The sequence below is a fragment of the Candidatus Pelagibacter sp. PS_44 genome, assembly GCF_059417735.1.
In genome coordinates this window covers 972,067-998,945 of the sequence record NZ_CM182063.1, presented here as the reverse complement: position 1 = coordinate 998,945, position 26,879 = coordinate 972,067, and the positions used below count along the sequence as shown (strand labels likewise).

Genomic DNA, 26,879 nt, shown 5'->3' with positions numbered 1-26,879 from the left:
TAGTTATGGGTAAAATTAGGGGTATTTATGCAGCTTCAATGTCAGTTCTTAACGATGATTTAAGTCTAAATATTGAAAAAACTATTGCCCATGCTGAAAAAATCATAGATCAAGGATGCCATGGAGTGGCAATTTTTGGAAGCACTGGTCAAGCACAACTTATTCCAATTAGTGAAAAAATTAGTTTATTAAATAAATTATCAAAAAGTGTTTATAAAGATAAATACTTAATTGGAACTGGTCTTAATTCTTTAAATGAGACTATAAATTTAATGAAGATTGCTAATTCTTTAAAATTTAATGAATTTTTAATAATGCCTCCTGCTTATTATAAGTATGGTGATAGTGAAGTAGTTGAATTTTATTCAAGATTAGTAGATGCCGTGCCAGATAGTAGGATTGTTTTATATAATTTTGAAAAATTGTGTGGTTATAAATTTAGCATCAGTTGTGTTGAAAAACTTGTTGAAAAATTTCCAAAACAAATAATTGGAGTAAAAGATAGCTCATATAACCTTTATGAAAATTTGAAAATTGATAATTTTTCTGTCATGCCAGGATCAGAATTGAAACTTTTAAGAGGACTTGAGAATGGATGTGATGGTATAATTACTGCAACTTGCAATGTCACAGCTAATTTAGCTAGAAAAGTTTATGATGATTTCAGTAAAAAAGAAAAGCAAACAGTCAATGAAACTCTATGTAAAGTTAGAGGTGTATTTGACCAATATAATTTAATTTCTGGATTACATTCATTGATGTCTGATCAAGACGATAATTATAAAAATGTTATACCCCCTATGAGTCTTTTAAATGAAAAAGAAAAAAAACAACTTGTTGATGATCTTAATAAGCTTAATTTTAAATTAGAAGCATTAGAGGCAGCTTAAATGCAATTAGCAAGATTTTTAAATAATATTTTTAAAAAGGATGGCTTTGTATTAATTGATGCTTTTTCTAATAAATATATAATAGGTACACCATTTAACAAGGACCCTATAGTTGTTAGACTACTAAATAAAAAACTACATTATAAACTATTATTTTATCCAGATTTATATTTTGGTGAGGCTTATGCTGAAGGAGATATTGAGATTGAAAATGGATCTTTGACTGATTTTTTAAATATCGCATTAATGAATATTGGCAGAACAGATATAAATATATTTAATAAAATTTTAAATAAATTAAGAGGATCTTATAGATATTTAACTAATTTTAATTTTATAAAAAAATCTAAAATGAATGTTGCTCATCATTATGATATTTCTGATGAGTTATATGAGTTATTTCTTGATCCAAAAAAACAATACTCATGTGCTTATTTTAAGAATGAAGATGATACTTTAGAAACTGCACAAAATAACAAAATTAATCATATCATAAAAAAATTAAATATTAAGTCTGGTCAAAGGATACTTGATATAGGAAGTGGCTGGGGTTCTCTCGCTATCGATATTGCTAAAAGCATAGATTGTGATGTTACAGGAATTACGCTTTCAGAAAATCAATATAATTTTAGTTTAAAAAAGATTAAGGATTTAGGTTTAGAAAAAAAAGTTCGTTTCAAATTATTAGATTACCGACAAATTAATGATAAATTTGATAGAGTGGTAAGTGTAGGTATGTTTGAGCATGTTGGTCGTAAATATTATAAAAAATTTTTTGATCAGATATTTAATTTACTAGACGAAAATGGAGTAGCAATAGTTCATACTATAGGTTCAGTTGACCCCCCAAGAGACCCTCAGCCCTGGATTAACAAGTATATATTCCCAGGAGGGTACACACCAAGCATGAGTGAGATGACAAAACCAATAGAAAAATCAGGCTTAATTGTATCTGATGTTGAGGTTTTAAAGCTTCATTACTCATTAACTTTAAGACATTGGAAAGAAAGGTTTTTAAGCAATAAGAATAAAGTAATATCGATGTTTGATGAAAAATTTTTTAGAATGTGGGAGTTCTACTTAACATCTTGTGAGATTGCTTTTAAATATGGTGATCAGGTAGTTTACCAGTTTCAACTAGCTAAAAATTACACTTCAACACCTACTACAAGAGACTATATTTATCAGTAATTAATTGATAAATCTAATCTTTTTAAAGTATGAAAAAAATAAAAAAAAAAATATCAAAAACAAACCTTCAAAAAAAAATAAGGTAAAAAAAGGTATTAAGAAAAAATATAAAAATTTAAAAAAAAAGAGAAAAATTAATAACAAAAAAAAAATAAAAAATATTTCAAAAAAATTAATTAAAAAACAAAAATTTAGTCATAAAAAAAAAATAAGCCTTGTTTCACAAATAGTTAAGTTTCAACAATCTTTAAAGCCAGAATTTAATTTTAAAATTAATTTTAGTTTAGAAAAATATATACAAGCCTTTTTTGATGGCATAGCTAATAGAATAGTTGAATATAAGATTTTAAAAGCTGAAGAAAAAAAAAGAAAAAAAATAGAAGAAATTGAAAAAAAAGAAAAAGAAAAACTATTAATTCAAAAACAAAAAATCAAAGAAGAGGAAGAACAAACCAAACTTAAGGAGAAAGCTTTAAAGGAAGAGGCTAGACTTGAGAAAGAAAGAGCAAGAGATATAAAGTTATTTTTACGAAAGGAACAAGTATTAATAAGAATTGAACATGCTGAAAGACAAAAACAATTTTTAAAACAGTTACAGCTAGATAAACAAATTGAAAAATTCAGAATAAGAGAAATTAAAGAATTAGAAAAACTTGAAAAAATTTCATTAAAGGAAAAAAGAGATGATTATACAGGCCTTCAGGCAAGAATAGAAAAATTAAAAGATAAATATAGAATTATACGAGATCAAAAAATTAGAGAAAGAGTAGAAGCCTTAGGTGTTGAAATTCAAGGTAATGAAGATAGAGAAACTCTACTTCAAAAAGAAAGAGACTATAAAATTGCTAGACAAAAAATTGAACTATCTCTTGAGAGTTTCTATAGAAGTGCAAGTAGTTTGGTTTTTCAACTTAACAAAAGACATATTACAAGACATATGTCTATTTTTAGATGTATTGACCAAAGATTTGAAACGGGAGAAATATTTATCAAATGGGATGAAGCTCCAGATGAAGAATGGTTGTTATTAATTTATATAAAGAATAATTCTCCAGAAGAAGGAATTGTTATTGAAGATAAATCAAATCCAGAAAAAAATATTTCTCATGAATTTAAGGCCAATGAAATATTTAAAGCATCAGACTTAATGGTGGATTCATTAACTCAATTAATTTCAAGAATAAGAGCTAAAAAAGATTAAATTAAACACTTTCTTCGTTAATAAGCCTTTGAATTTCAGGTATTAGTTTTTGATTTTTAAATGTAGGATGAAATTTTAATGCTTCTTCAATACTTTTAATCGCTTTTTCATACTTTTTTAAATTTATATAAATTCTTGCTTGTCCAGATAAAGCTCCAAAATGCCTAGGCTCTATACTTAAAACTCTATCAATATCACTTAAAGAATCTGTAAACTGACTCATTAAAAAATATACAGTTGCTCTTTTATTCCATGCTTCAGACCACTCAGGATCACTATCTATGACATTATTAAAAACTTTCAGTGCATAATTATAATCTCCATATTGCATAAGCTCTGTTCCTAATTCTAATTTTTGAGTTAATTCTATATTATTTGGATGTTCGTTCCAAATATCCCAGATCTTTCTTTCCAGTAACTCAGCAGTTTTTGGATTAGTAACATTTCTAAGTTGATCGAATAGATTATTTAGAATTTTTTTTTCTGCAAAACTAGTAGAATAAGAAAGGTTTAAAAATAATATAACTAATATTAAAACTCTCATTTGCAAAAGATATTTTATTCAATATTTATTCTCAAGAATAAAAAAACCTAATTTCTACTTTAAAAGCTGGTTTTTATTTTTTAGGAATAAAAAAAATGCAACGATTTCATAAAAAAATGAAAATATATTAAAGATTATAGGTTTTTTTAAAACTTTATAGAGAAATCTATATTTAGGAATATTTTTCCAGATTAATAAGAAAGCTTCTGCACCCTCAATGATATTTTCACCATCTTTAATATGAAGTCTTCTTAAAAGACTTTTTGCATCTTTCTGAGTTTCTATTTCTGCTGTTTCATTGTCTGTGATATCAACCCATTCAATATTTTTTATTTTTTGTTTTTTATACAGATTGATCTCTGTTCGACAAATTTTACAGGAATTATTAAAATACACTTTCACGAATTATTTATTTTCTTTCCAAGCCTTAATTCCACCTGTCATATTTTTTACATTCTTTATTCCCATTTCTTGCATCGTTTTTGTTGCAAGAGTACTTTGGCCACCAAGGCCACAAAAAACTATATATTCTTTATCAGGGTTGTTTTTAAAATTTTCATTTTCTAAAGGACTACCCTCTGCTAAATAAAATTCAAGCAAGCCTCTTTCAAGATTAATTGCATTTCCTATAGTCTCTGAATCAAAACTACTTTTGTCCCTAACATCAATAAATTGAACATTTGGGTCCTTTAACTTTTCTCTTGCTTCATCTACAGAGATATTAGTTATTTCATTGGAAACGCTCATTAATTCATCAAATTTTTTCATTTTATCCTTATTTTTGTTAAAAAATAAAATTACACATAATCAATCATTTTGTATATGCGTGAAATACGCAGATTGAAAATATAAATATACCTATTATCTATTACATGTGAGTGATTTTTTTACTAAAACAGATTTATCTAGAAAAGATGCAGAAAATATTATTTCTGAGACTTTAAATAATTGTGATGATGGTGAGCTATATTTAGAAAATTCAAAGAGTGAGTCAATTGTACTGGATGATGATAAAATTAAGAGCTCAAGTTATAGTTCTGATTTAGGATATGGTTTAAGAGCAGTTACAGGTGAGGTAGTTGCCTATTCTCATTCTAATGAGATTTCAAGAAATTCGTTAAAGCAGTCTGCTAACAATTTAAGTTCAACTCTTAAATCACAAAAAGGTATTTATAATCATGAAATTCCCAAGACCAATGAAAAACTTTATAAAGATATTAATCCGATAGATGAAAAATCACTTGAGTCTAAATTAGAGCTTTTAAAAAAAGTTAATAGTTATACTAGAGCAAAAGGTGGAATAGTTCAGCAGGTCACTGCTAGTTTTGCAGGAGAATATAAATCTATAGAAATCATAAGGTCAGGTGGAGAGGTATTAACTGATGTTAGACCATTAATTCGTTTTAATGTTTCGGTAATGCTTGAGAAAAATGGAAAGAAAGAAACTGGTGTTTATGGAATTGGAGGAAGACAATCCTATGATGAATATTTAAAAGATGACAATTGGAAAAATGTATGTGATGAAGCCTTTAGAATTGCATCAGTAAACCTTGATAGCAAACCAGCCCCCGCAGGAGAGATGAAAGTTGTTTTAGGATCAGGTTGGCCTGCAATATTGATACATGAAGCAATAGGACACGGATTAGAAGGTGACTTTAATAGAAAAAAAACATCTGCATTTCATAACTTAATGGGCCAAAGAGTGGCTAGTGAAGGTGTAACAATTATTGATGACGGAACACTTCATAACAGAAGAGGTAGTCTAACAATTGATGACGAGGGCACACCAACTGAAAAAACAGTCTTAATTGAAAATGGAATATTAAAAAATTTTATGCAAGATCGATTAAATGCAAGATTAATGAATACAAGATCTACAGGTAGTGGTAGAAGAGAAAATTACAAGCATGTTGTCCTTCCAAGAATGAGAAATACCATGATGATGAATGGAAAATATTCTCAAGAGGAAATGATTAAGTCAGTTGATAAAGGAATATTTGCTGTAAGTTTTGGTGGAGGACAAGTTGATATTACTTCAGGAAAATTTGTATTCAATTGCACTGAAGCTTACGAAATTATAAATGGAAAAATAGGTTCTCCTATTAAGGGTGCAACTTTAATTGGTGATGGACCATCTATTTTAAAAGAAGTTTCATTGGTTGGAAATAATATGATGCTTGATCCAGGTATTGGAACATGTGGTAAAGCGGGTCAAGGTGTTCCTGTTGGTGTTGCGCAACCCTCAATCTTAATTGACAAAATGACTGTTGGTGGAACTCAATTATAATATAAATGGTAAAAGATCAGGAATATTTAAAAAAAAAGCCTCATTTTGTATTGATTTAGCTAAAAAGTTAGGTGCTACAGAAAGCAGTGCTGCTGTTATGCACTCTATATCAGAGACAGTTAATTACAGAAATAAAAAGTTAGACGAGTCTGATAGGTCAGACAGCTTAGCTATAAGTTTAACAACTTATATTGGAAAAAAAAAATCTAGCATTACATCATCAAATCTTAATGATGATAATATAGAAACTTTAATTGAGCGATGCATTGAGACAACAAAAATTACACCAGAGGATGAGTATAATTCTTTACCAGACAAAGAATTGCTGGCTGATAAAATTAATGACTTAAACTTATATGATGACGATCATATCGAAAATGATGAAAAAATTGAATATTTAAAAGAAGCTGAAGAAGCAGCACTTCAAAAAAAAGAAATTATTAATACTGAAACAGGTTTTACTGAATCTAAATCTAATTTTATATTAGCAAATAGTGATGGATTTATAAATGGTTATAAATCTTCATCTTTCTCAGCATCATGTGTTGCTGTTGCCAAAGATGCAAATGACAAAATGGAAAGAGATTATGAATTTACAAGCACTTGTCATTTACAGGATATGATTAGACCTCAACAAATTGGATCAGTTGCTGCAAAAAAAACAATACAGAAATTAAATCCAAAAAAAATAGAAAGTGAAAAAATTAGCATTATCTTTGATAGAAGAATTTCAAAAGGGATATTAGGTGTTTTAGCAAATGCTATATCAGCATCATCTATTGCAAGAGGCACATCTTTCTTGAAAGGTAAAATTGATGAAGAAATATTTTCATCTTCAATCAACATTTATGATAAACCTGACATTGTTAAAGGATTGGGCTCAAGATATTTTGATTCTGAGGGTGTTAAAACTGAAGAATTAAAGTTAGTTGATTGTGGTGTTTTAAAACATTATTTAGTGGACACTTATAATGGAAAAAAATTAAACCTAAAATCTAATGGTAGATCTGGTGGAACAAGTAATTTATTTTTTGAAAAAGGCTCAGTTTCATATAGAGAGCTTTTAAAACTTAATAAAAGAGTATTGTATATTACTGAAACAATTGGTCATGGGAGTAACTTAGTTACAGGAGATTATTCAGTGGGTGCAAATGGTTTTATGATCGAAGATGGAATATTTAAATATCCTGTAAGTGAAATTACTATTGCAGGAAATTTTAAAGATATATTCAAAAATATTACCTTAGCAGATGATCTAGAGTTTAAATATTCAACAAATGCACCAACAATATTAATTGAAGGTATGGTAGTTGCCGGTAAATGAAAGATTTTTGTGTTATTGGTTCAGGCATATCAGGCGCAACAATAGCAAATCATCTAAGTAAAAAATATATTGTAGATGTATATGATAAAGCTAGAGGTGCTGGTGGAAGAGCATCAAATAAAAAATTTAATCTCAAAAAAAGCTTTGATCATGGGGCTCAATATATTTCTCCAAAAAACATCAAATTTAAAAGGTTTGTAGATAATTTAATTTCAAAAAAAATTTTAAAAAAATGGCCTGGTAAACATCTTTTTTTAAAAGAAAATATCAAAGAAAATAAAAAACATATCAAAATAATTGGTAAGAATGGCAATAATGCCATCAGCAAATACCTCTTAAAAGATATTAATTGTTTTTTTAATAGCGAGGTTACCAATATTTTACACAAAAATAATATTTGGCAGCTTACTTTAAACGATGGTTCTAAGAAATTTTACAAATCAATAATTTTAACATGTCCATTTCCTCAACTAAAAAAATTATCAAAAAAATATATTAAAAATTCTTTTATCAATCAGAAAATTAAAATGGAAGCCAATATAACAATTATGATGGTTGTTAAAAATTTAGGATCAAAAATCAGTAGTTATTTTTTCTCAGACTCAGTTCTGGGGTGGGCTGCTTATGAAAATAGTAAAAAAAGATTTAAGAGCAATTATGATTTATGGACTCTTCAAAGTACTCCTAAATGGGCAAACAAAGTCATTAATAATAATAGAATTAATAAACTACAAAATTCCAAAATATTAATAGATAAATTTTTTAAACTTACAGGTTTTAAAAAAAGTAAAATTTTACATTCAAAAAATCATGGATGGAAGTATGCGTTTAATTCAAACCCACTTAAAATAAAAAGTTACTGGAATAGTTCTTTAAGATTGGGTGTATGCGCTGACTGGTTTGTTGGATCAAGACTTGAGTCAGGATGGCTAAGTGCAAAAGATTTATCTCTTAAAATTAAATAATAAATTTTATTTGTAGCTCTTTAATCTATACTCCCAGTTTCCAAGTCTTGAATATGCAACTTTTACAATCATTGCTTTTTTTCTATCGTACCAAACATCGAAATCTAGTCTTTTATCTTTAGGAATGGTCATATCTTTTGATGTCAATTTAAAGTGGTCGACCTCAATTATACTTCCATATAATTCAATTTTTTCTTTACCTAAAAAATTTACAACCTGTTCTTTTATACTGCCTGATATAGGGCTAATTTGTGACTCTGCTTGTAATATCTGATGGTTCCACCAATTTCCTATTATATTTTTAGTATCTGCAAGACCAATATAAGATGATCCATTAATTTTAAATTTATCTGATTTAGAATCATAAATAAGATTTACAAATTTCTCTCTATCATTTTGTAAAGTCTTTGACTCGTATGATATCAGTTTATCATCTTTATGTTTTTCTACTCCATACCCCTCGAGATTAAAAACTTCAATGCCAAATAGGTTTACTTTAAATTGAATTTGATTTTTAATTATCAATATGTCATCAACTTTTTCAAAAAAATAATAATTATACCCAATCACTTTTCCATCTTTTAAAATTTCCATCTCTATCTTTTTAAAGTCTTTGTAATGAGAGGTGTGTGCGTAAAGGTTTGAAGTAAGCACTACCAGTGTAAAAATAAATATTAATAATTTTTTCATTATAAATTAGAATATTAGACCTCTTTTTTTTTGAAGGAAGTCTTTAATTTATAAAATGAGTAAAAAACATTATAATGTTGCTTACACTCCTAAATAAATTTTTGATAACAATAATCTTGTAAATTAGATAAGTATAAAATACATAAAATATTATTGTATGTTTTTATATATTAAAAATATTCCTAAAGTATCATGGAGTTCTGAAAAACCTTTAAATCTCAAACCAAAATTTTCCTCACTTTTTTTTTTAGTGTTTGGTCTTATTTTGTTCGGTTTAGGTGAGGGGTTATTAATTGTATCATTTGCAGGAGCTTCACCTTGGAGTGTTCTTGCTCAAGGTATTTCATTAAATGTTAATTTTTCAACAGGAATAATAACTATTTTTGTAAGTATAGGAGTTTTACTTCTTTGGTTACCTTTAAAACAGAAACCTGGAATTGGAACAATTTTGAATGCGATTATTATTGGATTAATGATTGATGTTTGTATTAATTTTGTATCAACTCCAGAAAATTATATTAACCAAGTTCTTTTAGCTATTGCTGCTGTGCTTACCGTTGGGTTGGGTGGTGGTATCTACCTTGTTGCAAATTTAGGAGCAGGGCCAAGAGATGGGCTAATGGTGGGTTTACAAAAAAAAACTAATTTACCAATTGCATTAGTAAGAGGTGCTATTGAAATTACCGTAATGTCTGTAGGTTGGTATCTTGGAGGGATAGTGGGACTTGGAACTTTATTGTTTGCTTTTGGAATAGGACCTGCGGTTGCTTTAGGATTATATCTTGTTGGAAAAATTTTTAGTAATTAAAGAGGTGTCCCAGATTTTTCGTTCTTTTTTCTCTCTGTAGGATTAAGAATAGCTTTTCTCAGTCTAAGAGATTTTGGGGTAATCTCTAAAGCTTCATCGGTATTCAACATACTTAATTGTTCTGCAATTGACATTTGTCTTACTGGAGTAAGCACAACATTTTCGTCAGTTCCTTGAGTTCTCATATTAGTTAATTGTTTACCTTTCATGACATTTATAATCATATCTCCAGGTTTTGGTGCTAAGCCAACAATCATTCCTTCATAAACAGGATCATTATGTGTAACAAACATTTCACCTCTTGCCTGAAGGTTAAATATTGCAAATGCAACAGCTTTTCCGTTTGCCATTGAAATTAAAGCACCATTTTTTCTGCCATCCATTTCACCTTCAAATTTTCCATAACCATGAAAAATTCTGTTAATTACACCAGTTCCTTTTGTTAAAGTTAAAAATCTACTTGTGTAACCCATCAAGCCTCTTGTTGGTGCATGAAAGATTAATCTTTTTTTATCTTTTCCTGTATCTTTAAGATCAAGTAATTTACCTTTTCTTCTATTCATGGAGTCAATAATCTTTGATGAAAACTCTTCATCTACATCAACAGTAATCTCTTCAATTGGTTCTAGTCTGTTACCATTATCATCTTTTTGGTATAAAACTTTTGGAGGACTCACAGTCATTTCAAAACCCTCACGTCTCATTTGTGTCAGTAGAATTTCAAGCATTAACTCGCCACGACCACTAATTACAAAGGCATCAACATTTTTATTCTGGGAAAAAGAAATTCCAACATTATTTTGTGCTTCAGTAACCAGTCTATCTCTGATTTGAGTACTTGTTAATTTTTTACCTTCTGTTCCAGCTAAAGGTGAACTATTTACACTTATAGTAATAGACATTGTTGGAGGATCTATTGGAGTTGCTGGAATTGGATCGTTTACTTCAAGATCACAAATTGTATCCGCTACGTTAGCTTTTTCTAAACCTGCAATTACAACAATATCTCCTGCTTCACCAACTTCGATGGGTACTTTTTTTGTTCCTTCATATCTAAAAATTTTAGTTAATCTGCCTTCATCAACTTTCTCACCTTTAAGATTTATTGCCTTAATAGGTTGGTTAGCTTTTGCTGTTCCTTGAGATATTTTACCAACCAAACTTCTACCTAAAAAACTATCTGCGTATAATAAAGTAGATAGCATTGCAAAAGGTTTAGTTTTATCAAGGTCTGCTGGCTTAACATGTTCTATGATTAGATCTAATAATGGGTGTAAATTTTCTCTTGGACCATCTACTTCTTTATCTGCCCACCCAGATCTACCACTTGCATACATAACTGGAAAATCTAACTGCTCTTCGTTTGCATCTAAACTTACAAATAAATCGAATGTTTCATCTAAAACTTCATCAGCTCTTTGATCTGTTTTATCTAACTTATTTATTACAACTATTGGCTTTAAACCTTGTTTAAGAGCTTTAGCTAATACAAATTTTGTTTGAGGCATAACACCCTCAGCTGAGTCTATTAATAATAACGCGCCATCAGCCATACTTAAAACACGTTCAACTTCAGCAGCGAAATCTCTGTGACCCGGAGTATCAATAATATTAATTCTAGTGTTTTGCCAATCTATAGAAGCAGGTTTAGCTAAAATAGTAATTCCTCTTTCTTTTTCTAATTCTCCAGAATCCATCAGCCTTTCATCTACAACTTCATTTTCTCTAAATGAACCACTTTGCTTCATTAAGTTGTCGATCATAGTTGTCTTGCCATGGTCAACGTGAGCGATAATTGTGATGTTTCGAATATTGTTACTCATAATTTGACGCTCTTATACATTAATTGAGTCATTTGAAAACTTAAAAAAAATCAATATTTACTCACTTAAATTAATTATTCTAAAAATTGACTTCTTGTGATTGTTATAAAAACGTATAGATATCCCTATATAAATTAGACGTATTAAAGGATTAAGAGCACATCTCCTTAAATTTTAAAAAATCTAAATACCTAAATGGAAAATTTTAAATTATTAAAAATAGAAGATTCGTTAAAGAATTCATTGGAAAAAATGAAATTTACGAAACCAACTCCAATTCAGGCAATGGCAATTCCTGTTGCTTTAGAGGGAAAAGATATTTTAGGAACAGCTCAAACAGGAACTGGAAAAACATTGGCATTCAGTATTCCTCTAATAAATAAATTAATATTAGATAAAAATGCATTTGCATTAGTCATGTGTCCAACTAGAGAGCTTGCAACTCAAGTAATGGCTGCAATAAAAAGTATTATTAGTGATAAAATTAATATTAAAACTGCTTTACTTATTGGTGGAGAGGCAATGCAAAAACAACTTAGACAACTAGGTAATAGATCAAGAATAATAGTTGGAACTCCTGGAAGAATTAATGACCACTTAAAAAGGAAAAGCTTAAATTTATCAGCTACCAAATATCTAGTATTAGATGAAACTGATAGAATGTTAGATATGGGTTTTACCCCTCAAATAGAATTAATTTTAAAATTTGTTCCAAAAGATCATCAAACTTTATTATTTTCTGCAACACTACCTCAGAATATTGTTAGAATTTCTGAAAGATATCTAAATAAGCCTGAAAGAATTTCAACAGGGTCAACATCAGTACCAATCGCAAAAATTAAGCAAGAAACTCTTCAGGTTTTTAAAGAAAATAAATACGATCAACTAGTAGACCAATTTATAGCAAGAAAAGGATCAATTTTAGTTTTTGTTAAAACTAAAAGAGGTGCTGATAAAATGGTTAAGCGTCTTAAAGAAGAGGGCCATTCAGCCGATGCTATTCATGGAGATCTTCGTCAAAGTAAAAGAGACCGTGTAATTAATTCATTTAGAAAAGGTCTTAAAAGAATATTAATAGCAACTGATGTTGCTGCAAGAGGACTGGATATTCCTTTAATCCAGCATGTTATTAATTTTGATCTTCCACAAGTTCCAGAAGATTACGTTCACAGAATTGGAAGAACTGCTAGAGCTGGAACAGAAGGTTCTGCTTTAACTTTTTTAACACCTGATGATAGATCGATGTGGAATGAAATTAGTAAATTAATTGATCCAAATTTTAAACCTGCACCACGTGGTGCAAGAGGAGACTCAAGAGGAAAAAAAAGAGGAAAAGCTCCTTACAATAAAAAAAGAAAATTTAGAGATGAAAAAAAATCTTTTAGCAAAGGAAGACCTGATAGATCATCAAGAGATGGAGAGAAAAAAAGTTTCGGTTACAAAGGAAAATCTAGTTTTGGTGACAAGTCAAAACCATCTGGTTACGGAAGACCTGATAGATCATCAAGAGATGGAGAGAAAAAAAGTTTCGGTTACAAAGGAAAATCTAGTTTTGGTGACAAGTCAAAACCATCTGGTTACGGAAGACCTGATAGATCATCAAGAGATGGAGAGAAAAAAAGTTTCGGTTACAAAGGAAAATCTAGTTTTGGTGACAAGTCAAAACCATCTGGTTACGGAAGACCTGATAGATCATCAAGAGATGGAGAGAAAAAAAGTTTCGGTTACAAAGGAAAATCTAGTTTTGGTGACAAGTCAAAACCATCTGGTTTTACAAATAACCCAAAATATTTTGGAAAAAAACCATCTGAAAGTTTAGGATCAAGCACAAAAAAGAAAGACTTTACTTTTAAAGGTAAAAAAAAATTTAAAAGTAGAAGTGATAGACCTAAAAGTTTTACTTTTAAAAAACATAGTCAAAAAAGAACCTAATTTTAAGATTTTTTAGCCTTTTCTTTTTTTTGTTTTCTTTTCTCTTTCAAGCTTAATTTTGGCTTTTTCGCAGTACTTGAATCTTTAAATGATTTTCCGCTGTATCTTTTTGACATATCTTAATCTTATAACAGCTTAATAAAAAAAAAGGCCACCTAAAAAGATGGCCTTTTATAAATTTATTTAGAAAGAGTGGGATTACATATTCCTACATAGTACGTCAATACTTACTTATTTAAGAACTTCATTGAAAACTTCATTGAGAAAACTCAATAATTTAAAAGCTAGTTAAAAGGTAAATTAGCAAATTGAAGAAATTTTTTATTTTTAAATATATTATTTAGGAGCGTATTGCGCTTCCCCGTTTCCAAATGACCAGTTTTCTTTTGCAACCTCAACCAAACTTATAAAAACATCCTCTTTTCTAATATCTAGTTCTTTGTTTAGATCTTCAGCAATTCTTTTATATAATTTTTGTTTTAATTCTGTCGATCTACCACTATTTAGAGTTATTTGAATTATAACAATTTTATTTGTGTATTTAATTCCAAGATAACTTTCAGGAATATTTAACTCTGTATCGTCATGCTTTGTTATAATTTGAAACTTATCATCTTTTGGAACACTTATCTCTTGTTCCATAGCACGATATATAATTTCACCAATTTTTTTTGAGTTTTCAGCGTTATATGATTTGTTTAGGTCTATTCTTACTAAAGGCATAATTACTTCTTATATAATTTCAAATTATACAGCAATAAAAAAACCCCTAAAACTTTCATTTCAGGGGTTCTAATTTTGTTTAGTGTATGTATTTAGAGTGTTCTCTAAATGGAAACGTATTACATGCCCATTCCACCCATACCACCCATGCCGCCCATTCCACCTGGCATTCCACCAGGCATTCCACCAGCACCAGAGTCTTTGTCGTCTGGTTTGTCAGCAATCATGGCTTCAGTAGTTACAAGTAATCCAGCAATCGAAGCTGCATCTTGTAAAGCTGTTCTTACAACTTTAACAGGATCGATGATACCTTTAGTAAACATATCAACGTATTCTTCGTTCTGAGCATCGTAACCCATATTCTTTTTATTTTGTTCAAGTAATTTTCCAACTACAACTGAACCATCTACTCCAGCATTTAAAGTTATTTGTCTAATTGGAGCCTGTAAAGCTTTAGCTACTAATGCAACACCAGCCTTTTGGTCATCACCCTTAACTTTAAGTGACTCTAGACTTTGTGAAGCGTATAAAAGGGCACATCCACCACCAACTACTATACCTTCTTCAGCAGCAGCTCTAGTTGCGTTAAGAGCATCTTCAACTCTATCTTTTCTTTCTTTAACTTCTACTTCAGTCGCACCACCAACTTTGATTACAGCAACTCCACCAGCAAGTTTAGCTAGTCTTTCTTGAAGTTTTTCTCTGTCGTAATCAGAAGTTGTTTCACCTACTTGTTGTTTGATTTGAGCACATCTAGCTTCAATTTCAGATTTCTTACCATTGCCGCTAATAATTGTACTGTTATCTTTATCAACTTTAACTCTCTTACAAGATCCAAGATCTGTAAGTTTAACGTTTTCAAGTTTAACACCAATATCTTCAGAGATAACCTGACCGCCAGTTAAAATTGCAATATCATCAAGCATTGATTTTCTTCTATCACCAAAACCTGGAGCTTTAACAGCAACAACTTTTAAACCACCTCTAAGTTTATTTACAACAAGAGTAGCAAGAGCTTCGCCCTCAACATCTTCTGAAATAATCATTAGTGGTCTACCAGCTTGCACAACGGCTTCTAAAAGTGGAACCATTGGTTGTAAGTTAGTTAATTTCTTTTCATGCAAAAGAATGAAAGGGTTTTCTAACTCTGTAGTCATTTTATCTGCATTTGTAATAAAGTATGGCGAAAGATAACCTCTATCAAACTGCATACCTTCAACAACATCTAACTCAGTTTCAACTCCTTTAGCTTCTTCAACAGTGATTACACCTTCATTGCCAACTTTTTGCATTGCTTTTGCAATCATGTTACCAATTTCTTTATCACCATTAGCTGAAATAGTTCCAACTTGAGCAATTTCATCAGTGTCTTTAACTTTTTTTGCTGAAGAAATTAAACTTGCTTTAACATGATCTACGGCCGCATCTATTCCTCTTTTAACATCCATCGGGTTCATACCAGCAGTAACATATTTTACACCCTCTTTAATAATCGCTTGAGCTAAAATAGTTGCTGTAGTTGTTCCATCACCAGCTTCTTCATTTGTTTTGCTGGCAACTTCTTTAACCATTTGAGCACCCATGTTTTCAAATTTATCCTCTAGATCGATTTCTTTAGCAACAGAGACACCATCTTTAGTAATTCTTGGAGCACCATAAGATTTGTCGATAACGACATTTCTACCTTTTGGTCCAAGAGTAACTTTCACAGTATTTGCAAGGATATCAACACCTCTTATCATTGCCGCTCTTGCTTCAGAGTCGAATTTTATAATTTTAGCCATTTTTATTTTTCTCCTTTAATTTAATTATTTTCCCGAAATACCCATAATGTCAGATTCTTTCATTATGCTGTATTCTTTGCCATCTATTTTGATTTCAGTTCCTGACCATTTGCCAAAAAGAACTTTGTCACCAACTTTAACATCCATTGGAATTAATTTTCCATCTTCAGTTTTTGCACCACCACCAACAGCAATCACTTTACCCTCTTGAGGCTTTTCTTGAGCTGTATCAGGGATAATTATTCCTCCAGCAGTTTTTTCACTGCTGTCTAAAACTTCTATTAGAACTCTATCGTGTAACGGTTTAAATTTCATAAATTCTCCTTTTATTGTGCGACTCATATAGCTATTAGGCTAACTATTTCAAGGTTTGGTTAAAAAAATATGTGGGTCAAAAAACGAGAGAAATTGTGATTTTAATAAGCTATACCTCCCATTATGGCTAAGAATTTAGATAAAGAGGGATTGAGGTCAATTGTTGAGAATTATGATATTTTTTATATTGATTTATGGGGCGTAGTACATAATGGCATCACCCTTCATAAGGAAGCAGTTAAAACGTTAGAGCAAATTACTAAATCAAAAAAAGATTACGTGCTTTTGACTAATGCACCAAGACCCAATAAGACGGTAAATGCATTTTTAGAAAAGATGGGTATGAATAAAGAAATAAGAAAAAAAGTTTATTCATCTGGAGAAGCATCGTTAAATTATTTAAAAAAAAATTTATTAGAAGATAAGTTTTATCATGTTGGTCCGCCAAGAGATTTTGATTTATTTTTAGACTTTAAAAAAAATAAGACATTAGAAATTGAAGAAAGCAAATATTTGCTTTGCACAGGTTTGTTTGAAGATCAGGGTGATAATTTAAATTTTTATAAAGAACTATTTAAAGATCAGATTAATAAAAAAATGATATGCACAAATCCTGACTTGATTGTAGATAGAGGTCACAAAAGAGAATTGTGTGCAGGATCAGTAGCATTAGTTTTTGAAAAATTAGGTGGTGAGGTTATATATTTTGGAAAACCATTTCCAGAGGTATATAATCAAGCAATTAACAATCAGGGAAAAAAAATATTATCAATCGGTGATAATTTAAATACTGATATTAAAGGTGCAAATCTTTTAAATTATGATTCTTTAATTATAGCAAATGGTATTCATAAAGATGAAATTAAAAAAGAAGGTATAGATTTAGTTTCAAAGAAATATGAGGTTATTGTAAACTTCATCCAAACAGAATTAAAATGGTAAAATATGAAGCTATATAAAAATTTTAATGTTTCTAATAATCATAAAAATTCAATCATTTTGATTGGAAATTTTGATGGAGTTCATATGGGACATCAAAAATTATTTAAACAAGCTAATAATTATAAAAAAAAATTTAATTTAAAAATTGGGGTTTTAACTTTTGAGCCAATGCCCAAAATGTTTTTTAATAAAGTTTTTAAAAATTTTAGAATTTCAAACATAAATCAAAAAAATATAATTTTAGAAAATCTAGGGGTAGATTTTATTATAACTAAAAAATTTGATAAAAAATTTTCATTAATAAAATCTGATTTTTTTATAAAAGAAATTTTGTCAAAAAAATTGAAAGCAAAATATATATTCGTAAGTGATAACTTTAGGTTTGGCAATAAAAGAGAGGGCAACGTAAAGCAACTAATAAAAAATGAAAAAAAATATCACTATAAAATAGTCAAACCTAAACCATTAATTTTAAATAAAAAAGTTATCTCATCAACCTATATTCGATCTCTTTTAGAAAAAGGAGATTTAAAAAAAGCTAATAAGTTTTTAAGTAGAAATTGGTCAATTGAAGGAATAGTTCAAAAAGGAAGACAACAAGGAAAAAAAATTGGATTTCCAACATGCAACATAGATATAAAAGATTATGTCATTTCAATGCCGGGGGTTTATGCAGCTAATGTGAAGCAAAAAAATTCAAATAAATCTCTTAAAGCTATAGCTAATCTTGGATATAGGCCAACTTTTAACCAAAAAAAAATATTATTAGAAGTTCATATTTTTAATTTTTCTGGAAATCTTTATAATAAGCACTTATCAGTGGAGTTCACAAAATTTATAAGAAAAGAAAAAAAGTTCAAAAAAGTTGATCAATTAAAAAAACAAATTCAAAGTGACTTAAAAGTTGCTAAAAGTTAAAATGAGTAAAGAACATATCAATTTACCAAAAACAGCTTTCTCAATGAAAGCTAATTTACAAAATAAAGAGCCTGAAATTTTAGAATATTGGAAAAAAATTGATCTCTATAAAGAGTTAAGAAAATCCAACAAAGGAAAAGAAAAATTTATTCTTCATGATGGACCACCATATGCAAATGGCAATATTCATATGGGTACTGCTTTAAATAAAATATTAAAAGATATTATTGTTAAATTTCATCAAATGGATGGAAAAGACTCAGTATATGTTCCAGGCTGGGATTGTCATGGATTACCCATTGAATGGAAAATTGAAGAACAATACAAAAAAAATAAAAAAAACAAAAATGAAGTTCCAATTACTGAATTTAGAAAAGAATGTAGAGAGTTTGCTGAAAAATGGATTGAAGTTCACAAAACACAATTTAAAAGATTAGGCGTTGTTGGAGATTGGGACAACCATTATGCAACAATGAGTTTTGAAGCTGAAGCTCAAATTGTAAGAGAATTAGGAAAATTTTTAAAAGAAGGAAGTTTATATAAAGGCTTTAAGCCTGTTCTTTGGTCAACCGTTGAAAAAACTGCATTGGCTGATGCTGAAGTAGAGTATCAAGATCATAAGTCTGATACAATTTACACAGCCTTTCCAGTTGTAAAAACAAATTTGAAAGAACTAGAAGGAACAGAAATTATAATTTGGACCACAACACCTTGGACAATTCCTGCAAATAAAGCTTTAGCTTACAATGAGGCCCTTGATTATCAAATCATTCAATTAAATGAAGAGGGTGACTTTAAAGGAAAAAAAATAGTAGTAGCAGAAGCACTATTAGAGTTTGTTATTAAAGACTGTAATATTAACGATTATAAAAAAATTAAAAAAATTAAGGGAAGTGATTTTAAAGACACAATTTGTAGTCATCCTTTTTTAGCACTTGGCTATAACTATGATGTTCCAATGCTTGAGGCTAGATTTGTTACAACAGAACAAGGAACAGGAATTGTACATTGTGCACCAAGCCATGGACCAGACGATTTTAATCTTTGTTTAAATCATGGAATTAAAGCAATAGAGACTGTCGATGGCGATGGAAAATATACTAAGAATCTACCTTTATTTGATGGTATTCACATTTTTAAAGCTAACCCAATTGTAATTGAAAAATTAAAAGCAGAAAAAAAATTATTATCTAGTGGAGAATTAATTCATTCATATCCACACTCATGGAGATCTAAAGCGCCTCTTGTTCATAGAGCAACTCCTCAATGGTTTATCTCAATGGAAAGCCATGGACTTAGAAAGAAAGCATTAAAAGCTTTAGATGACACTACTTTCTATCCAGATAAAGGAAGAGAACGAATAAAAGCAATGATTGAGACAAGACCAGATTGGTGTGTATCAAGACAAAGAGTATGGGGAGTTCCTCTACCAATATTTATTAATAAAAACACCAAAGAAGTTTTGGTTGATGATGAGGTAAATGAAAATATTGCAAGTATCTATGAAAAAGAAGGCTCTGACTGTTGGTTTTCAGACAACCCACAACGATTTTTGGGTAGCAAGTATAAGGCAGAAGATTATGATAAGATGAGTGATATTGTTGAGGTTTGGTTTGATAGTGGCTGCACCCACTCATTTGTTTTAGAAAAAAGAGAAGATTTGCAATGGCCCGCTTCAATGTATCTTGAAGGTTCTGATCAACATAGGGGTTGGTTTCATTCGTCATTATTAGAGTCTTGTGGAACTAGAGGTAGAGCTCCTTATGAAGCTATTTTATCACATGGATTTGTAGTCGACGGTAAGGGACTTAAAATGTCTAAATCTCTAGGAAATGTAATTGCACCCGAGGATATATTGAAAAAATATGGTGCAGATATTTTAAGAATTTGGGTTGCATCATCAAATTATGCAGAAGATTTAAGAATAGATTATTCGATTTTAGAACAACATGCAGATTCTTATAGAAAAATTAGAAATACCTTTAGATATTTATTAGGAAATTTAAATGATGAATTTAAAAAGATAGATTTAGAAAAATTAGATTTAAATCAATTACCCGAATTAGAGCAATATATGCTTCATAGAGTTTTTGAATTAAATAAAAACTTTAATAATTATTTTAAATCATATGATTTTCATAATCTTTACAAAGAACTATTAAATTTTTGTACTGTAGATTTATCTGCATTTTATTTTGATATCAGAAAAGATGCTTTATATTGTGATAGCAAAGACTCGGAAAGAAGAAAAAGTTGTATTATAGTTTTAAATATATTGCTTGAGTCTTTAAGCAAATGGTTTGCACCAATTTTATCATTTACAACTGAAGAAATTTTCAAATTAATTAATAAAGATGAAAAAAGCATTCATCTTGAAAAATTTATGGAGTTTCCAAAATCTTTTGAAAACAATCAATTAAATAACAAATGGATTGAATTAAAAAAAATAAGAGATATTTGTAATATTAGTATAGAAGCAAAACGAGCAACTAAAGAGATAGGCTCAAGCTTAGAGGCAAATATATTAATTAATTTAAATGATAAAATGATTAATAGTTTTAAAGATATAGATTTTTCAGAGTTATGTATCACTTCAAGTGCTATAGTTGAAAAAAGTTCATCAAGTGAAATAACAGTAATTACTAATAAAGCTGAAGGTGAAAAATGTACTGTATGCTGGAAAATAAATAAAAATGGCTGTGAAAGACATCCAAACTAAAAAAATTAAATACCTAAAGTGAATTTAAAAAAAATATCAATCAACATTTTACTTATCTTTTTTATTTTTTTAGTCGATAGGGTTTCTAAAATTTACATTATTAAAATTAGTGAAATAGAAAGTAAGGTTGATATATATTTAACCGAGTATCTGAATTTTTACCTTATTTGGAATAAGGGGGTCGCCTTTGGATTATTTTCTTTTAATGAAAGTTTTATTTATAACTCGATCACTTTAATAATAGCACTGATAAGTATTATATTAGCGATAATGATCTATAATAATAATGGCTTTAAAAAAATTTCCTTAATATTTGTACTTGGTGGAGCTTTAGGAAATCTTTTTGATCGAATATATTATTCTGCTGTACCAGACTTTATTGATTTTCACTTTAAGGATTTTCATTGGTTTGTCTTTAATATCGCTGATATATTTATAACATTAGGTGTTATATGCCTTATTTTTGATGAAATATTTGCTAATAATAAAAAAAATGAAAAATCTATTTAAAAAAATATTTCTTACATTAATAATTTTGTTTACAGTCAGCGCCTGTCAAAGTGTCAAAGATGGTTTGACTGGAAAAAAACAATCAAATTCAGACGAATTTTTAGTTAAGAAAAAAAATCCATTATCACTTCCACCAGATTTTGAAAATTTACCAGAACCAACAACTTTAAATAAAGATGACAATCAGGAAGAAAGTGAGATTAGTTTAAAAGAAATTTTAGCTAAAGGTTCTAATACTGAGAGCACAGTTACTTTATCCGAGTCACCAGATAGCTCATTAGAAAAAAGCATATTAGAAAAAATTAAAAGCAATTAATGCTTACAAAAAATATTAAATTTAAAAATTTTAAGATAAAAAAAAATAGTAAGCAAATTAAAAAAGACCTAAAAAATATTTTACTTAATAGAAATGCAGTATTAGATTCTCTAAGTACAAATTATAAGAGTAGCTATAATAAAAAAACTATTCTTAAATTTAAAAAATTTAGCAATATAAGAATAATTGGTATGGGTGGCTCGATTCTTGGAACAGAATCTATTTTTTATTTCTTAAAGAATAGAATAAAAAAAAATTTATTTTTTTTTAATAATCTTCAGTCAAAGATGGATACAGGTTCTCGTAAAAAAAAGTATCTAAATATTATTGTTTCAAAATCAGGAAACACTCTTGAGACAATATCAAATTCAAATATTATTATTAAAAATCAAGATAAAAATATTTTTATTACAGAAAATAAAAATAATTATTTACACTTATTGGCTCAAAAATTAAAAACTGAAATAGTACATCATAATAATTTTATTGGAGGCAGATATTCTGTTCTCTCTGAAGTGGGAATGTTACCTGCTGAACTTATGGGCTTAAATAGTACTAAATTTAAACAATTAAATAACCTGATTAAAAACAAAAAATTTATTGATGCTTTAGTTATAAATGTAAATAATTCTTTATATTTTTTAAAGAAAAAAAAATTTAACTCAATTATTCTTAATTATGACGAAAGTTCAGAAAGTTTATTCAGATGGTATCAGCAATTAATGGCTGAAAGTTTAGGAAAAAAGGGCAATGGAATTTTGCCAACAATATCTTTAATGCCGAAAGATAACCATAGTGTGATGCAGCTTTACTTGGATGGTCCAAAAAATAATTTTTTTACTTTTTTTCATGTAAGCAATAAAAACTCAGATAAAATTATTAATAACAAGATTCTTGCTTCACACAGTTATTTAAAAAATAAAAGTCTCAGCGAAATAATTATTTCTCAAAAATTAGCAACGGAAAAAGTTTTTTTAAATAAAAAGATTCCATTTAGAAGTTTCGAAATAATCAATCGGAATGAAAATGCTTTAGGAGAGTTATTTTGTTTTTTTATTTTAGAAACTATTTTAATTGGAAGAGCGCTAAAAATTAACCCATATGATCAACCAGCTGTAGAGCTCATCAAAAAAGAGACAAAAAAAATATTATTTTAATAAGTATACGAACCAAAAAATACCCTTGATATTCCGTAAGTTTTTTCTTCAATAATCCTGAATACTTTTGGAAATTCATCTTTATCTTTTTTGTGTCGATGAATAATTATTATTCCGTTATCTTTTATTATCTTTGCCTCAAATATATCTTTTATTATTTTGCTCAGGTTTTTTTCTTTATAAGGAGGATCCATGAAAATAATATCAAACTTGGTATCAAAGTTTTTAAAATTTAATTGGTTTAAGATGTTTTTATTGATCACCGATGAATTATCTTGGTAACCAAGATTAAAAATATTCTTTTTTAAGATTGGCAAAACAATACTGTAGTTTTCTACAAAAGTTACACTTTTAGAACCTCTAGAAAGGCACTCAAGCCCAAAAGACCCTACTCCAGAAAATAAATCTAAAATATTTGATTTTTCTAGTGCAGTATTAAATTTATTTGAATGAGTAATTATATTGAATAAAGATTCTTTTGTTAAATCTTTAAGTGGTCTCGTATTAATATCTATAGGATCAAATATTTTTTTACCTTTAGATTTTCCAGATATTATTCTCATTCATTAATAACCTTGTAACCGATATCTTTTCGATAAAAGCCACCATTCCAATTAAGTGATTTGATTATATCTATTATCTTTATTCTAGATGTAGAAAAATTTTCTGATAAAGAGACAAAATTTAAAACTCTCCCACCAATTGCATAGAATTTATCATTAATAAGTTTCGTTCCAGCATGGAAGCAATATTCATTTGTGCCTAATTTTATTTCATCTAAATGTTCAATCAAAATATTTTTTTCAAATTGATCTGGATATCCATTTGAGCACATTACAATACATAAACTTTTTTTATTATGCCATTCTATCTGAGTGTTATTTAGTTTTTCATTACAACAAGATAAAAAAATTTCTAATAAATTAGATTTTAGTTTTGGTAGAATAGTTTGACACTCAGGATCTCCCATGCGTACGTTATATTCTATTAAATAGGGCTCACCTTCTACAATCATGAGGCCTGCATATAAAAAACCTTTATAGGCTGTGCCCATTTCTTTTAAACCTAAAATTGTCGGTTCAATAATTTTTGATAAAATTTTTTTATCTAATTCATTGTTGATTAATCTTGAGGGAGAGTAGGCACCCATACCTCCAGTATTTTTACCCACATCTCCTTCTGAAACTCTTTTATGATCTTGAGCAGTGTCAAACTTTTTTATTGTTTTACCATCACTAATTATGAAATAACTCATTTCTTCACCACTTAAAAATTCTTCAACTAGCAAGTTATGAGCAATACCAAATTTACCATTAAAAATTTCATCTATTGCAATTTTAGCTTCATCTAGCTTATTACAAATATAAACGCCTTTTCCAGAAGCCAATCCATCAGCCTTTATAACAATAGGATATTTAGTTTTATTTACAAATTGCTTAGCTTCATCAATATTTTGAAAAATTCCAAAGTTAGCAGTCGGAATATTATATTTTTTACATAAGTTTTTTGTAAAAATTTTCGAACCTTCTAATTGAGATGCAATTTTGTTGGGACCAAAAACTTGAATATTGTTTGCTTCTAAAAAATCTACAATTCCCTCTACGAGTGGCTTTTCAGGACCAACAATAATTAAATCAATCTTATTTAATTTTATAAAATCTTTTAATTCATTGAAATTTTCTAAGTTTATTGAAATATTTTTGGCAATTTTTGCTGTTCCAGCATTTCCTGGAAAACAATATAACTGCTCTATTTTTTTAGTAGTGCTGAGTTTGTGACAAATAGCATGTTCACGACCACCACTTCCTATTATCCCAACTTTCATGTAATAATGTATAAACTAAAAATGAATAAAAAATTAGCAAAAATAAAATATTTACCAAATAATTTTGAAGTTATTGAAGAGGGCGATCATGTAATTTGCGCAGTATCCGGTAAGAAGATTGATCTAAATACTTTGAATTATTGGAATGTAGATTTGCAAGAACCATATTATTCGTACGTCGAGGCAGCAAAAAAAAGAGAAAGTGAATAACTTTAAAGAATTCTTATTTCCAACGATTATGAGACCAAATCCATTGTTCAGGATTTTTTAAAATCATTTTTTCTAACAAACTGTTTAAGTTTAAAGTTATCGACTCAATTGTTTCGTCACCTGAAAAATTTATTGGTTCATGTATAGTAATTTGGAAATTTGTACTCTGTATTCTTTCAATATAAACAGGGATTATTTTGCATTTAAATTTTTTAACAAATTGTGCAGGAATAGTAGTTGTAAAACATTCATCATTAAAAAATTTAGCCTTAATACCCTGAGAAACTCTTTGATCAATCATGAGTGCTATAGAAGTTTTCTGTTTGAAAAATTCAAGTAATTTTTTAGTACCTGAAATTCCTTTTTTGATTTGATTTTTACAAATATATTTTTTTCTAACCCTCTCCATTATATAGTTAAGAAATTTATTATTAAGCGGTCTATAAATTGCTGCCAGGTTAATCCCTGATTTTTCAATATGAAGAGCCATTAATTCAAAGTTATTGAAATGTCCTGAAACAAATATAACAGGCTCATTATCTTTTTTAATTTTTTCAAGCACATCTTGACCTTTAACTTTTATATTATTATTAAATTTGGGCCCTCTAAAATTTTTTATAAAAACGTATTCAGCAAGTATTCTTCCATAATTTCCCCACATCTTTTTTGAAATTTTATCTAATTCCTCAGGACTTAAATGTGGAAGTGCTTTAAGAATATTTGATTTAATTAAATTTTTAGATCTAAAAAAGGGCCCAAAACTAGATGCAATTTTATTAGAAATAAATGAAGCAATTTTAAGCCCTAAAATTCTAAATAAAAGAAGAAGTGTTATTATAATTACAAATTGAAAAAAATATTTTATTAATTTCATATATATTTTTTTAAATGATTTATTAGCCTATCTTCATTCTTGATATCCAGCTCTACTTTTAAATATCTAATATCATTGTTATCGATTGATTTAATCTTAATATAATCTTTTTCAGTAGTTAATACCTTTAAGTTAAGTTTTTTTGCCTGATATTTTATTTGGTCAATATCCTTATGAGTATAGCTGTAATGATCAGGAAAAATTATTTCTTTAGTTATCTTAATATTATTATTGATCAATGTTTGTCTAAAACTTTCAGGATTACCTATGCCTGAAAAAACCATATATTCATCGTTAATATTAAGTTCTTTGATATTTATAGCTTTATAGTTAGTCTCAAATATTTCAATATTAGCATTATAACTTTTTAATAGTAACTTTAGTTTAGAGTTATCTACCTCATTTCCATTAATAAAAGCCATGTCGTACTTTGAAATACTATTTATTTTTTCTCTTAGAGGTCCCGCAGGAATTAAAAAACCATTTCCAATTAATTTTAAATCATTGAAACAAACAATTTTTAGATCATAATTTATTGATCTATCTTGAAGACCATCGTCAAAAATTGCTACATCTTTATTATCTAGAATTGCCTTATTAAGTCCATCAATTCTATTTTTTTCACAGTAAAGTTTAGTTTTTTCAGATAGCATTTTTTGCTCATCATAATGGCTTTTGTAAAACTTTTTAATAGTGCAAGCATTGATATCAAGTTTATTTAAAATTTGATAAATTTTTATTGTCAATGGAGTTTTTGCTGTGCCACCTACATATATATTTCCTACACAAATTTTTTTAGGCTTATGATTTTTTTTTTATTTTTTTTTTATTTAAGAAAAAATTATTTAAAATTAGTGGAAAAGTTAGTGGCAACAAAATATATGATAATAAGTTTGGACGTTGATAGTCCCAAAATTTTGGTTTTTTAAAT

Annotated in this window: 27 protein-coding genes; 15 read left to right on the top strand and 12 right to left on the bottom strand. The window is 28.5% G+C overall.

What is annotated here, in order from left to right; all coding sequences use genetic code 11:
• Window positions 1-5 precede the first annotated feature (5 nt).
• Genes AC5SLO_RS05490 through AC5SLO_RS05480 form a run of 3 tightly spaced genes read left to right on the top strand, consistent with a single transcriptional unit; the run spans window position 6 to window position 3,282 of the window.
• Entirely contained in the window at window positions 6-890 is an 885-nt protein-coding gene (locus tag AC5SLO_RS05490; RefSeq protein WP_494572968.1) for a dihydrodipicolinate synthase family protein, read from the top strand.
• Window positions 891-2,081, top strand: a complete 1,191-nt coding sequence (locus tag AC5SLO_RS05485) for a class I SAM-dependent methyltransferase (RefSeq protein ID WP_494572967.1) — start codon at window positions 891-893, stop codon at window positions 2,079-2,081. It abuts the gene before it with no gap.
• Between the two features lie 4 nt (window positions 2,082-2,085).
• The gene (locus AC5SLO_RS05480) at window positions 2,086-3,282 is read left to right on the top strand and encodes a hypothetical protein (protein ID WP_494572966.1); all 1,197 of its coding nucleotides are present in this window, start codon (window positions 2,086-2,088) and stop codon (window positions 3,280-3,282) included.
• 1 nt (window position 3,283) lies between these two features.
• Here AC5SLO_RS05480 and AC5SLO_RS05475 read toward each other — a convergent pair whose 3' ends face one another.
• From AC5SLO_RS05475 to AC5SLO_RS05465, 3 genes are read right to left on the bottom strand one after another with little or no spacing between them, the layout of a single operon-like run.
• Window positions 3,284-3,826, bottom strand: coding sequence for a tetratricopeptide repeat protein (locus AC5SLO_RS05475; RefSeq protein WP_494572965.1), 543 nt, complete (start codon window positions 3,824-3,826; stop codon window positions 3,284-3,286).
• A gap of 54 nt (window positions 3,827-3,880) precedes the next feature.
• On the bottom strand, window positions 3,881-4,228 hold the full coding sequence (locus AC5SLO_RS05470) for a thiol-disulfide oxidoreductase DCC family protein (protein ID WP_494572964.1): 348 nt from the start codon (window positions 4,226-4,228) through the stop codon (window positions 3,881-3,883).
• 3 nt (window positions 4,229-4,231) lie between these two features.
• Window positions 4,232-4,594 (bottom strand): rhodanese-like domain-containing protein, encoded by a 363-nt coding sequence (locus AC5SLO_RS05465; RefSeq protein WP_271516260.1) that lies wholly within the window; start codon window positions 4,592-4,594, stop codon window positions 4,232-4,234.
• A 106-nt stretch (window positions 4,595-4,700) separates the two neighbouring features.
• On the opposite strand from AC5SLO_RS05465, the gene tldD reads away from it, so the two are divergent.
• From tldD to AC5SLO_RS05450, 3 genes are read left to right on the top strand one after another with little or no spacing between them, the layout of a single operon-like run.
• Window positions 4,701-6,113, top strand: a complete 1,413-nt coding sequence (gene tldD / locus AC5SLO_RS05460) for a metalloprotease TldD (RefSeq protein ID WP_494572963.1) — start codon at window positions 4,701-4,703, stop codon at window positions 6,111-6,113.
• Window positions 6,097-7,437 (top strand): TldD/PmbA family protein, encoded by a 1,341-nt coding sequence (locus AC5SLO_RS05455; RefSeq protein ID WP_494572962.1) that lies wholly within the window; start codon window positions 6,097-6,099, stop codon window positions 7,435-7,437. The genes tldD and AC5SLO_RS05455 overlap by 17 nt, the downstream gene beginning before the upstream one ends.
• Window positions 7,434-8,402: an NAD(P)/FAD-dependent oxidoreductase gene (locus AC5SLO_RS05450; protein ID WP_494572961.1), complete on the top strand. Its 969-nt coding sequence runs from the start codon at window positions 7,434-7,436 to the stop codon at window positions 8,400-8,402. Before AC5SLO_RS05455 ends, AC5SLO_RS05450 begins: the two co-directional genes overlap by 4 nt.
• Window positions 8,403-8,408: 6 nt before the next feature.
• Here the strand turns inward: AC5SLO_RS05450 and AC5SLO_RS05445 are convergent, their stop codons facing one another.
• Window positions 8,409-9,092, bottom strand: a complete 684-nt coding sequence (locus AC5SLO_RS05445; RefSeq protein WP_494572960.1) for a DUF6134 family protein — start codon at window positions 9,090-9,092, stop codon at window positions 8,409-8,411.
• Between the two features lie 157 nt (window positions 9,093-9,249).
• Here AC5SLO_RS05445 and yczE point away from each other — a divergent pair, with 157 nt between their 5' ends.
• Window positions 9,250-9,900: a membrane protein YczE gene (yczE, locus tag AC5SLO_RS05440; protein WP_494572959.1), complete on the top strand. Its 651-nt coding sequence runs from the start codon at window positions 9,250-9,252 to the stop codon at window positions 9,898-9,900.
• On the opposite strand, the gene typA is transcribed toward yczE, so the two are convergent.
• Window positions 9,897-11,723, bottom strand: a complete 1,827-nt coding sequence (typA, locus tag AC5SLO_RS05435) for a translational GTPase TypA (protein WP_494572958.1) — start codon at window positions 11,721-11,723, stop codon at window positions 9,897-9,899. The genes yczE and typA overlap by 4 nt on opposite strands.
• Window positions 11,724-11,918: 195 nt before the next feature.
• Between typA and AC5SLO_RS05430 the strand changes: the two genes are divergently transcribed.
• Window positions 11,919-13,655, top strand: a complete 1,737-nt coding sequence (locus tag AC5SLO_RS05430) for a DEAD/DEAH box helicase (protein ID WP_494572957.1) — start codon at window positions 11,919-11,921, stop codon at window positions 13,653-13,655.
• A 336-nt stretch (window positions 13,656-13,991) separates the two neighbouring features.
• Here AC5SLO_RS05430 and AC5SLO_RS05425 read toward each other — a convergent pair whose 3' ends face one another.
• The 3 genes from AC5SLO_RS05425 to groES form a co-directional block, all read right to left on the bottom strand.
• The gene (locus tag AC5SLO_RS05425) at window positions 13,992-14,378 is read right to left on the bottom strand and encodes a tautomerase family protein (protein WP_494572956.1); all 387 of its coding nucleotides are present in this window, start codon (window positions 14,376-14,378) and stop codon (window positions 13,992-13,994) included.
• A gap of 119 nt (window positions 14,379-14,497) precedes the next feature.
• Complete coding sequence (gene groL, locus AC5SLO_RS05420) at window positions 14,498-16,162, bottom strand: chaperonin GroEL (protein ID WP_494572955.1); 1,665 nt, start codon at window positions 16,160-16,162, stop codon at window positions 14,498-14,500.
• A gap of 24 nt (window positions 16,163-16,186) precedes the next feature.
• Complete coding sequence (gene groES / locus AC5SLO_RS05415) at window positions 16,187-16,477, bottom strand: co-chaperone GroES (RefSeq protein WP_006997749.1); 291 nt, start codon at window positions 16,475-16,477, stop codon at window positions 16,187-16,189.
• Window positions 16,478-16,600: 123 nt separating this feature from the next.
• On the opposite strand from groES, the gene AC5SLO_RS05410 reads away from it, so the two are divergent.
• From AC5SLO_RS05410 to AC5SLO_RS05385, 6 genes are read left to right on the top strand one after another with little or no spacing between them, the layout of a single operon-like run.
• Window positions 16,601-17,419 carry a TIGR01459 family HAD-type hydrolase gene (locus AC5SLO_RS05410; protein WP_494572954.1) on the top strand — a complete coding sequence of 273 codons (819 nt, stop codon included), beginning with the start codon at window positions 16,601-16,603 and terminating at the stop codon, window positions 17,417-17,419.
• Between the two features lie 3 nt (window positions 17,420-17,422).
• Window positions 17,423-18,337, top strand: a complete 915-nt coding sequence (locus AC5SLO_RS05405; RefSeq protein WP_494572953.1) for a bifunctional riboflavin kinase/FAD synthetase — start codon at window positions 17,423-17,425, stop codon at window positions 18,335-18,337.
• Window position 18,338: 1 nt separating this feature from the next.
• Window positions 18,339-21,056 (top strand): isoleucine--tRNA ligase, encoded by a 2,718-nt coding sequence (gene ileS, locus AC5SLO_RS05400; RefSeq protein WP_494572952.1) that lies wholly within the window; start codon window positions 18,339-18,341, stop codon window positions 21,054-21,056.
• A gap of 18 nt (window positions 21,057-21,074) precedes the next feature.
• Window positions 21,075-21,566, top strand: coding sequence for a signal peptidase II (gene lspA / locus AC5SLO_RS05395; protein ID WP_494572951.1), 492 nt, complete (start codon window positions 21,075-21,077; stop codon window positions 21,564-21,566).
• Window positions 21,550-21,882 carry a DUF3035 domain-containing protein gene (locus tag AC5SLO_RS05390; protein WP_494572950.1) on the top strand — a complete coding sequence of 111 codons (333 nt, stop codon included), beginning with the start codon at window positions 21,550-21,552 and terminating at the stop codon, window positions 21,880-21,882. Before lspA ends, AC5SLO_RS05390 begins: the two co-directional genes overlap by 17 nt.
• The gene (locus AC5SLO_RS05385) at window positions 21,882-23,039 is read left to right on the top strand and encodes a phosphoglucose isomerase-related protein (RefSeq protein WP_494572949.1); all 1,158 of its coding nucleotides are present in this window, start codon (window positions 21,882-21,884) and stop codon (window positions 23,037-23,039) included. The genes AC5SLO_RS05390 and AC5SLO_RS05385 overlap by 1 nt, the downstream gene beginning before the upstream one ends.
• On the opposite strand, the gene rsmD is transcribed toward AC5SLO_RS05385, so the two are convergent.
• Both rsmD and purD read right to left on the bottom strand, forming a co-directional pair.
• On the bottom strand, window positions 23,036-23,602 hold the full coding sequence (rsmD, locus tag AC5SLO_RS05380) for a 16S rRNA (guanine(966)-N(2))-methyltransferase RsmD (protein ID WP_494572948.1): 567 nt from the start codon (window positions 23,600-23,602) through the stop codon (window positions 23,036-23,038). The two genes, AC5SLO_RS05385 and rsmD, sit on opposite strands and share 4 nt — an antisense overlap.
• On the bottom strand, window positions 23,599-24,864 hold the full coding sequence (purD, locus tag AC5SLO_RS05375) for a phosphoribosylamine--glycine ligase (RefSeq protein ID WP_494572947.1): 1,266 nt from the start codon (window positions 24,862-24,864) through the stop codon (window positions 23,599-23,601). Before purD ends, rsmD begins: the two co-directional genes overlap by 4 nt.
• Before the next feature lie 21 nt (window positions 24,865-24,885).
• Between purD and AC5SLO_RS05370 the strand changes: the two genes are divergently transcribed.
• Window positions 24,886-25,074, top strand: coding sequence for a DUF2093 domain-containing protein (locus AC5SLO_RS05370; protein WP_271486152.1), 189 nt, complete (start codon window positions 24,886-24,888; stop codon window positions 25,072-25,074).
• Window positions 25,075-25,087: 13 nt separating this feature from the next.
• On the opposite strand, the gene AC5SLO_RS05365 is transcribed toward AC5SLO_RS05370, so the two are convergent.
• Together AC5SLO_RS05365 and lpxK are read right to left on the bottom strand one after the other, a co-directional pair.
• Complete coding sequence (locus tag AC5SLO_RS05365; protein WP_494572946.1) at window positions 25,088-25,948, bottom strand: lysophospholipid acyltransferase family protein; 861 nt, start codon at window positions 25,946-25,948, stop codon at window positions 25,088-25,090.
• Window positions 25,945-26,694, bottom strand: a complete 750-nt coding sequence (gene lpxK, locus AC5SLO_RS05360) for a tetraacyldisaccharide 4'-kinase (RefSeq protein ID WP_494572945.1) — start codon at window positions 26,692-26,694, stop codon at window positions 25,945-25,947. Before lpxK ends, AC5SLO_RS05365 begins: the two co-directional genes overlap by 4 nt.
• Between the last annotated feature and the right edge of the window lie 185 nt (window positions 26,695-26,879).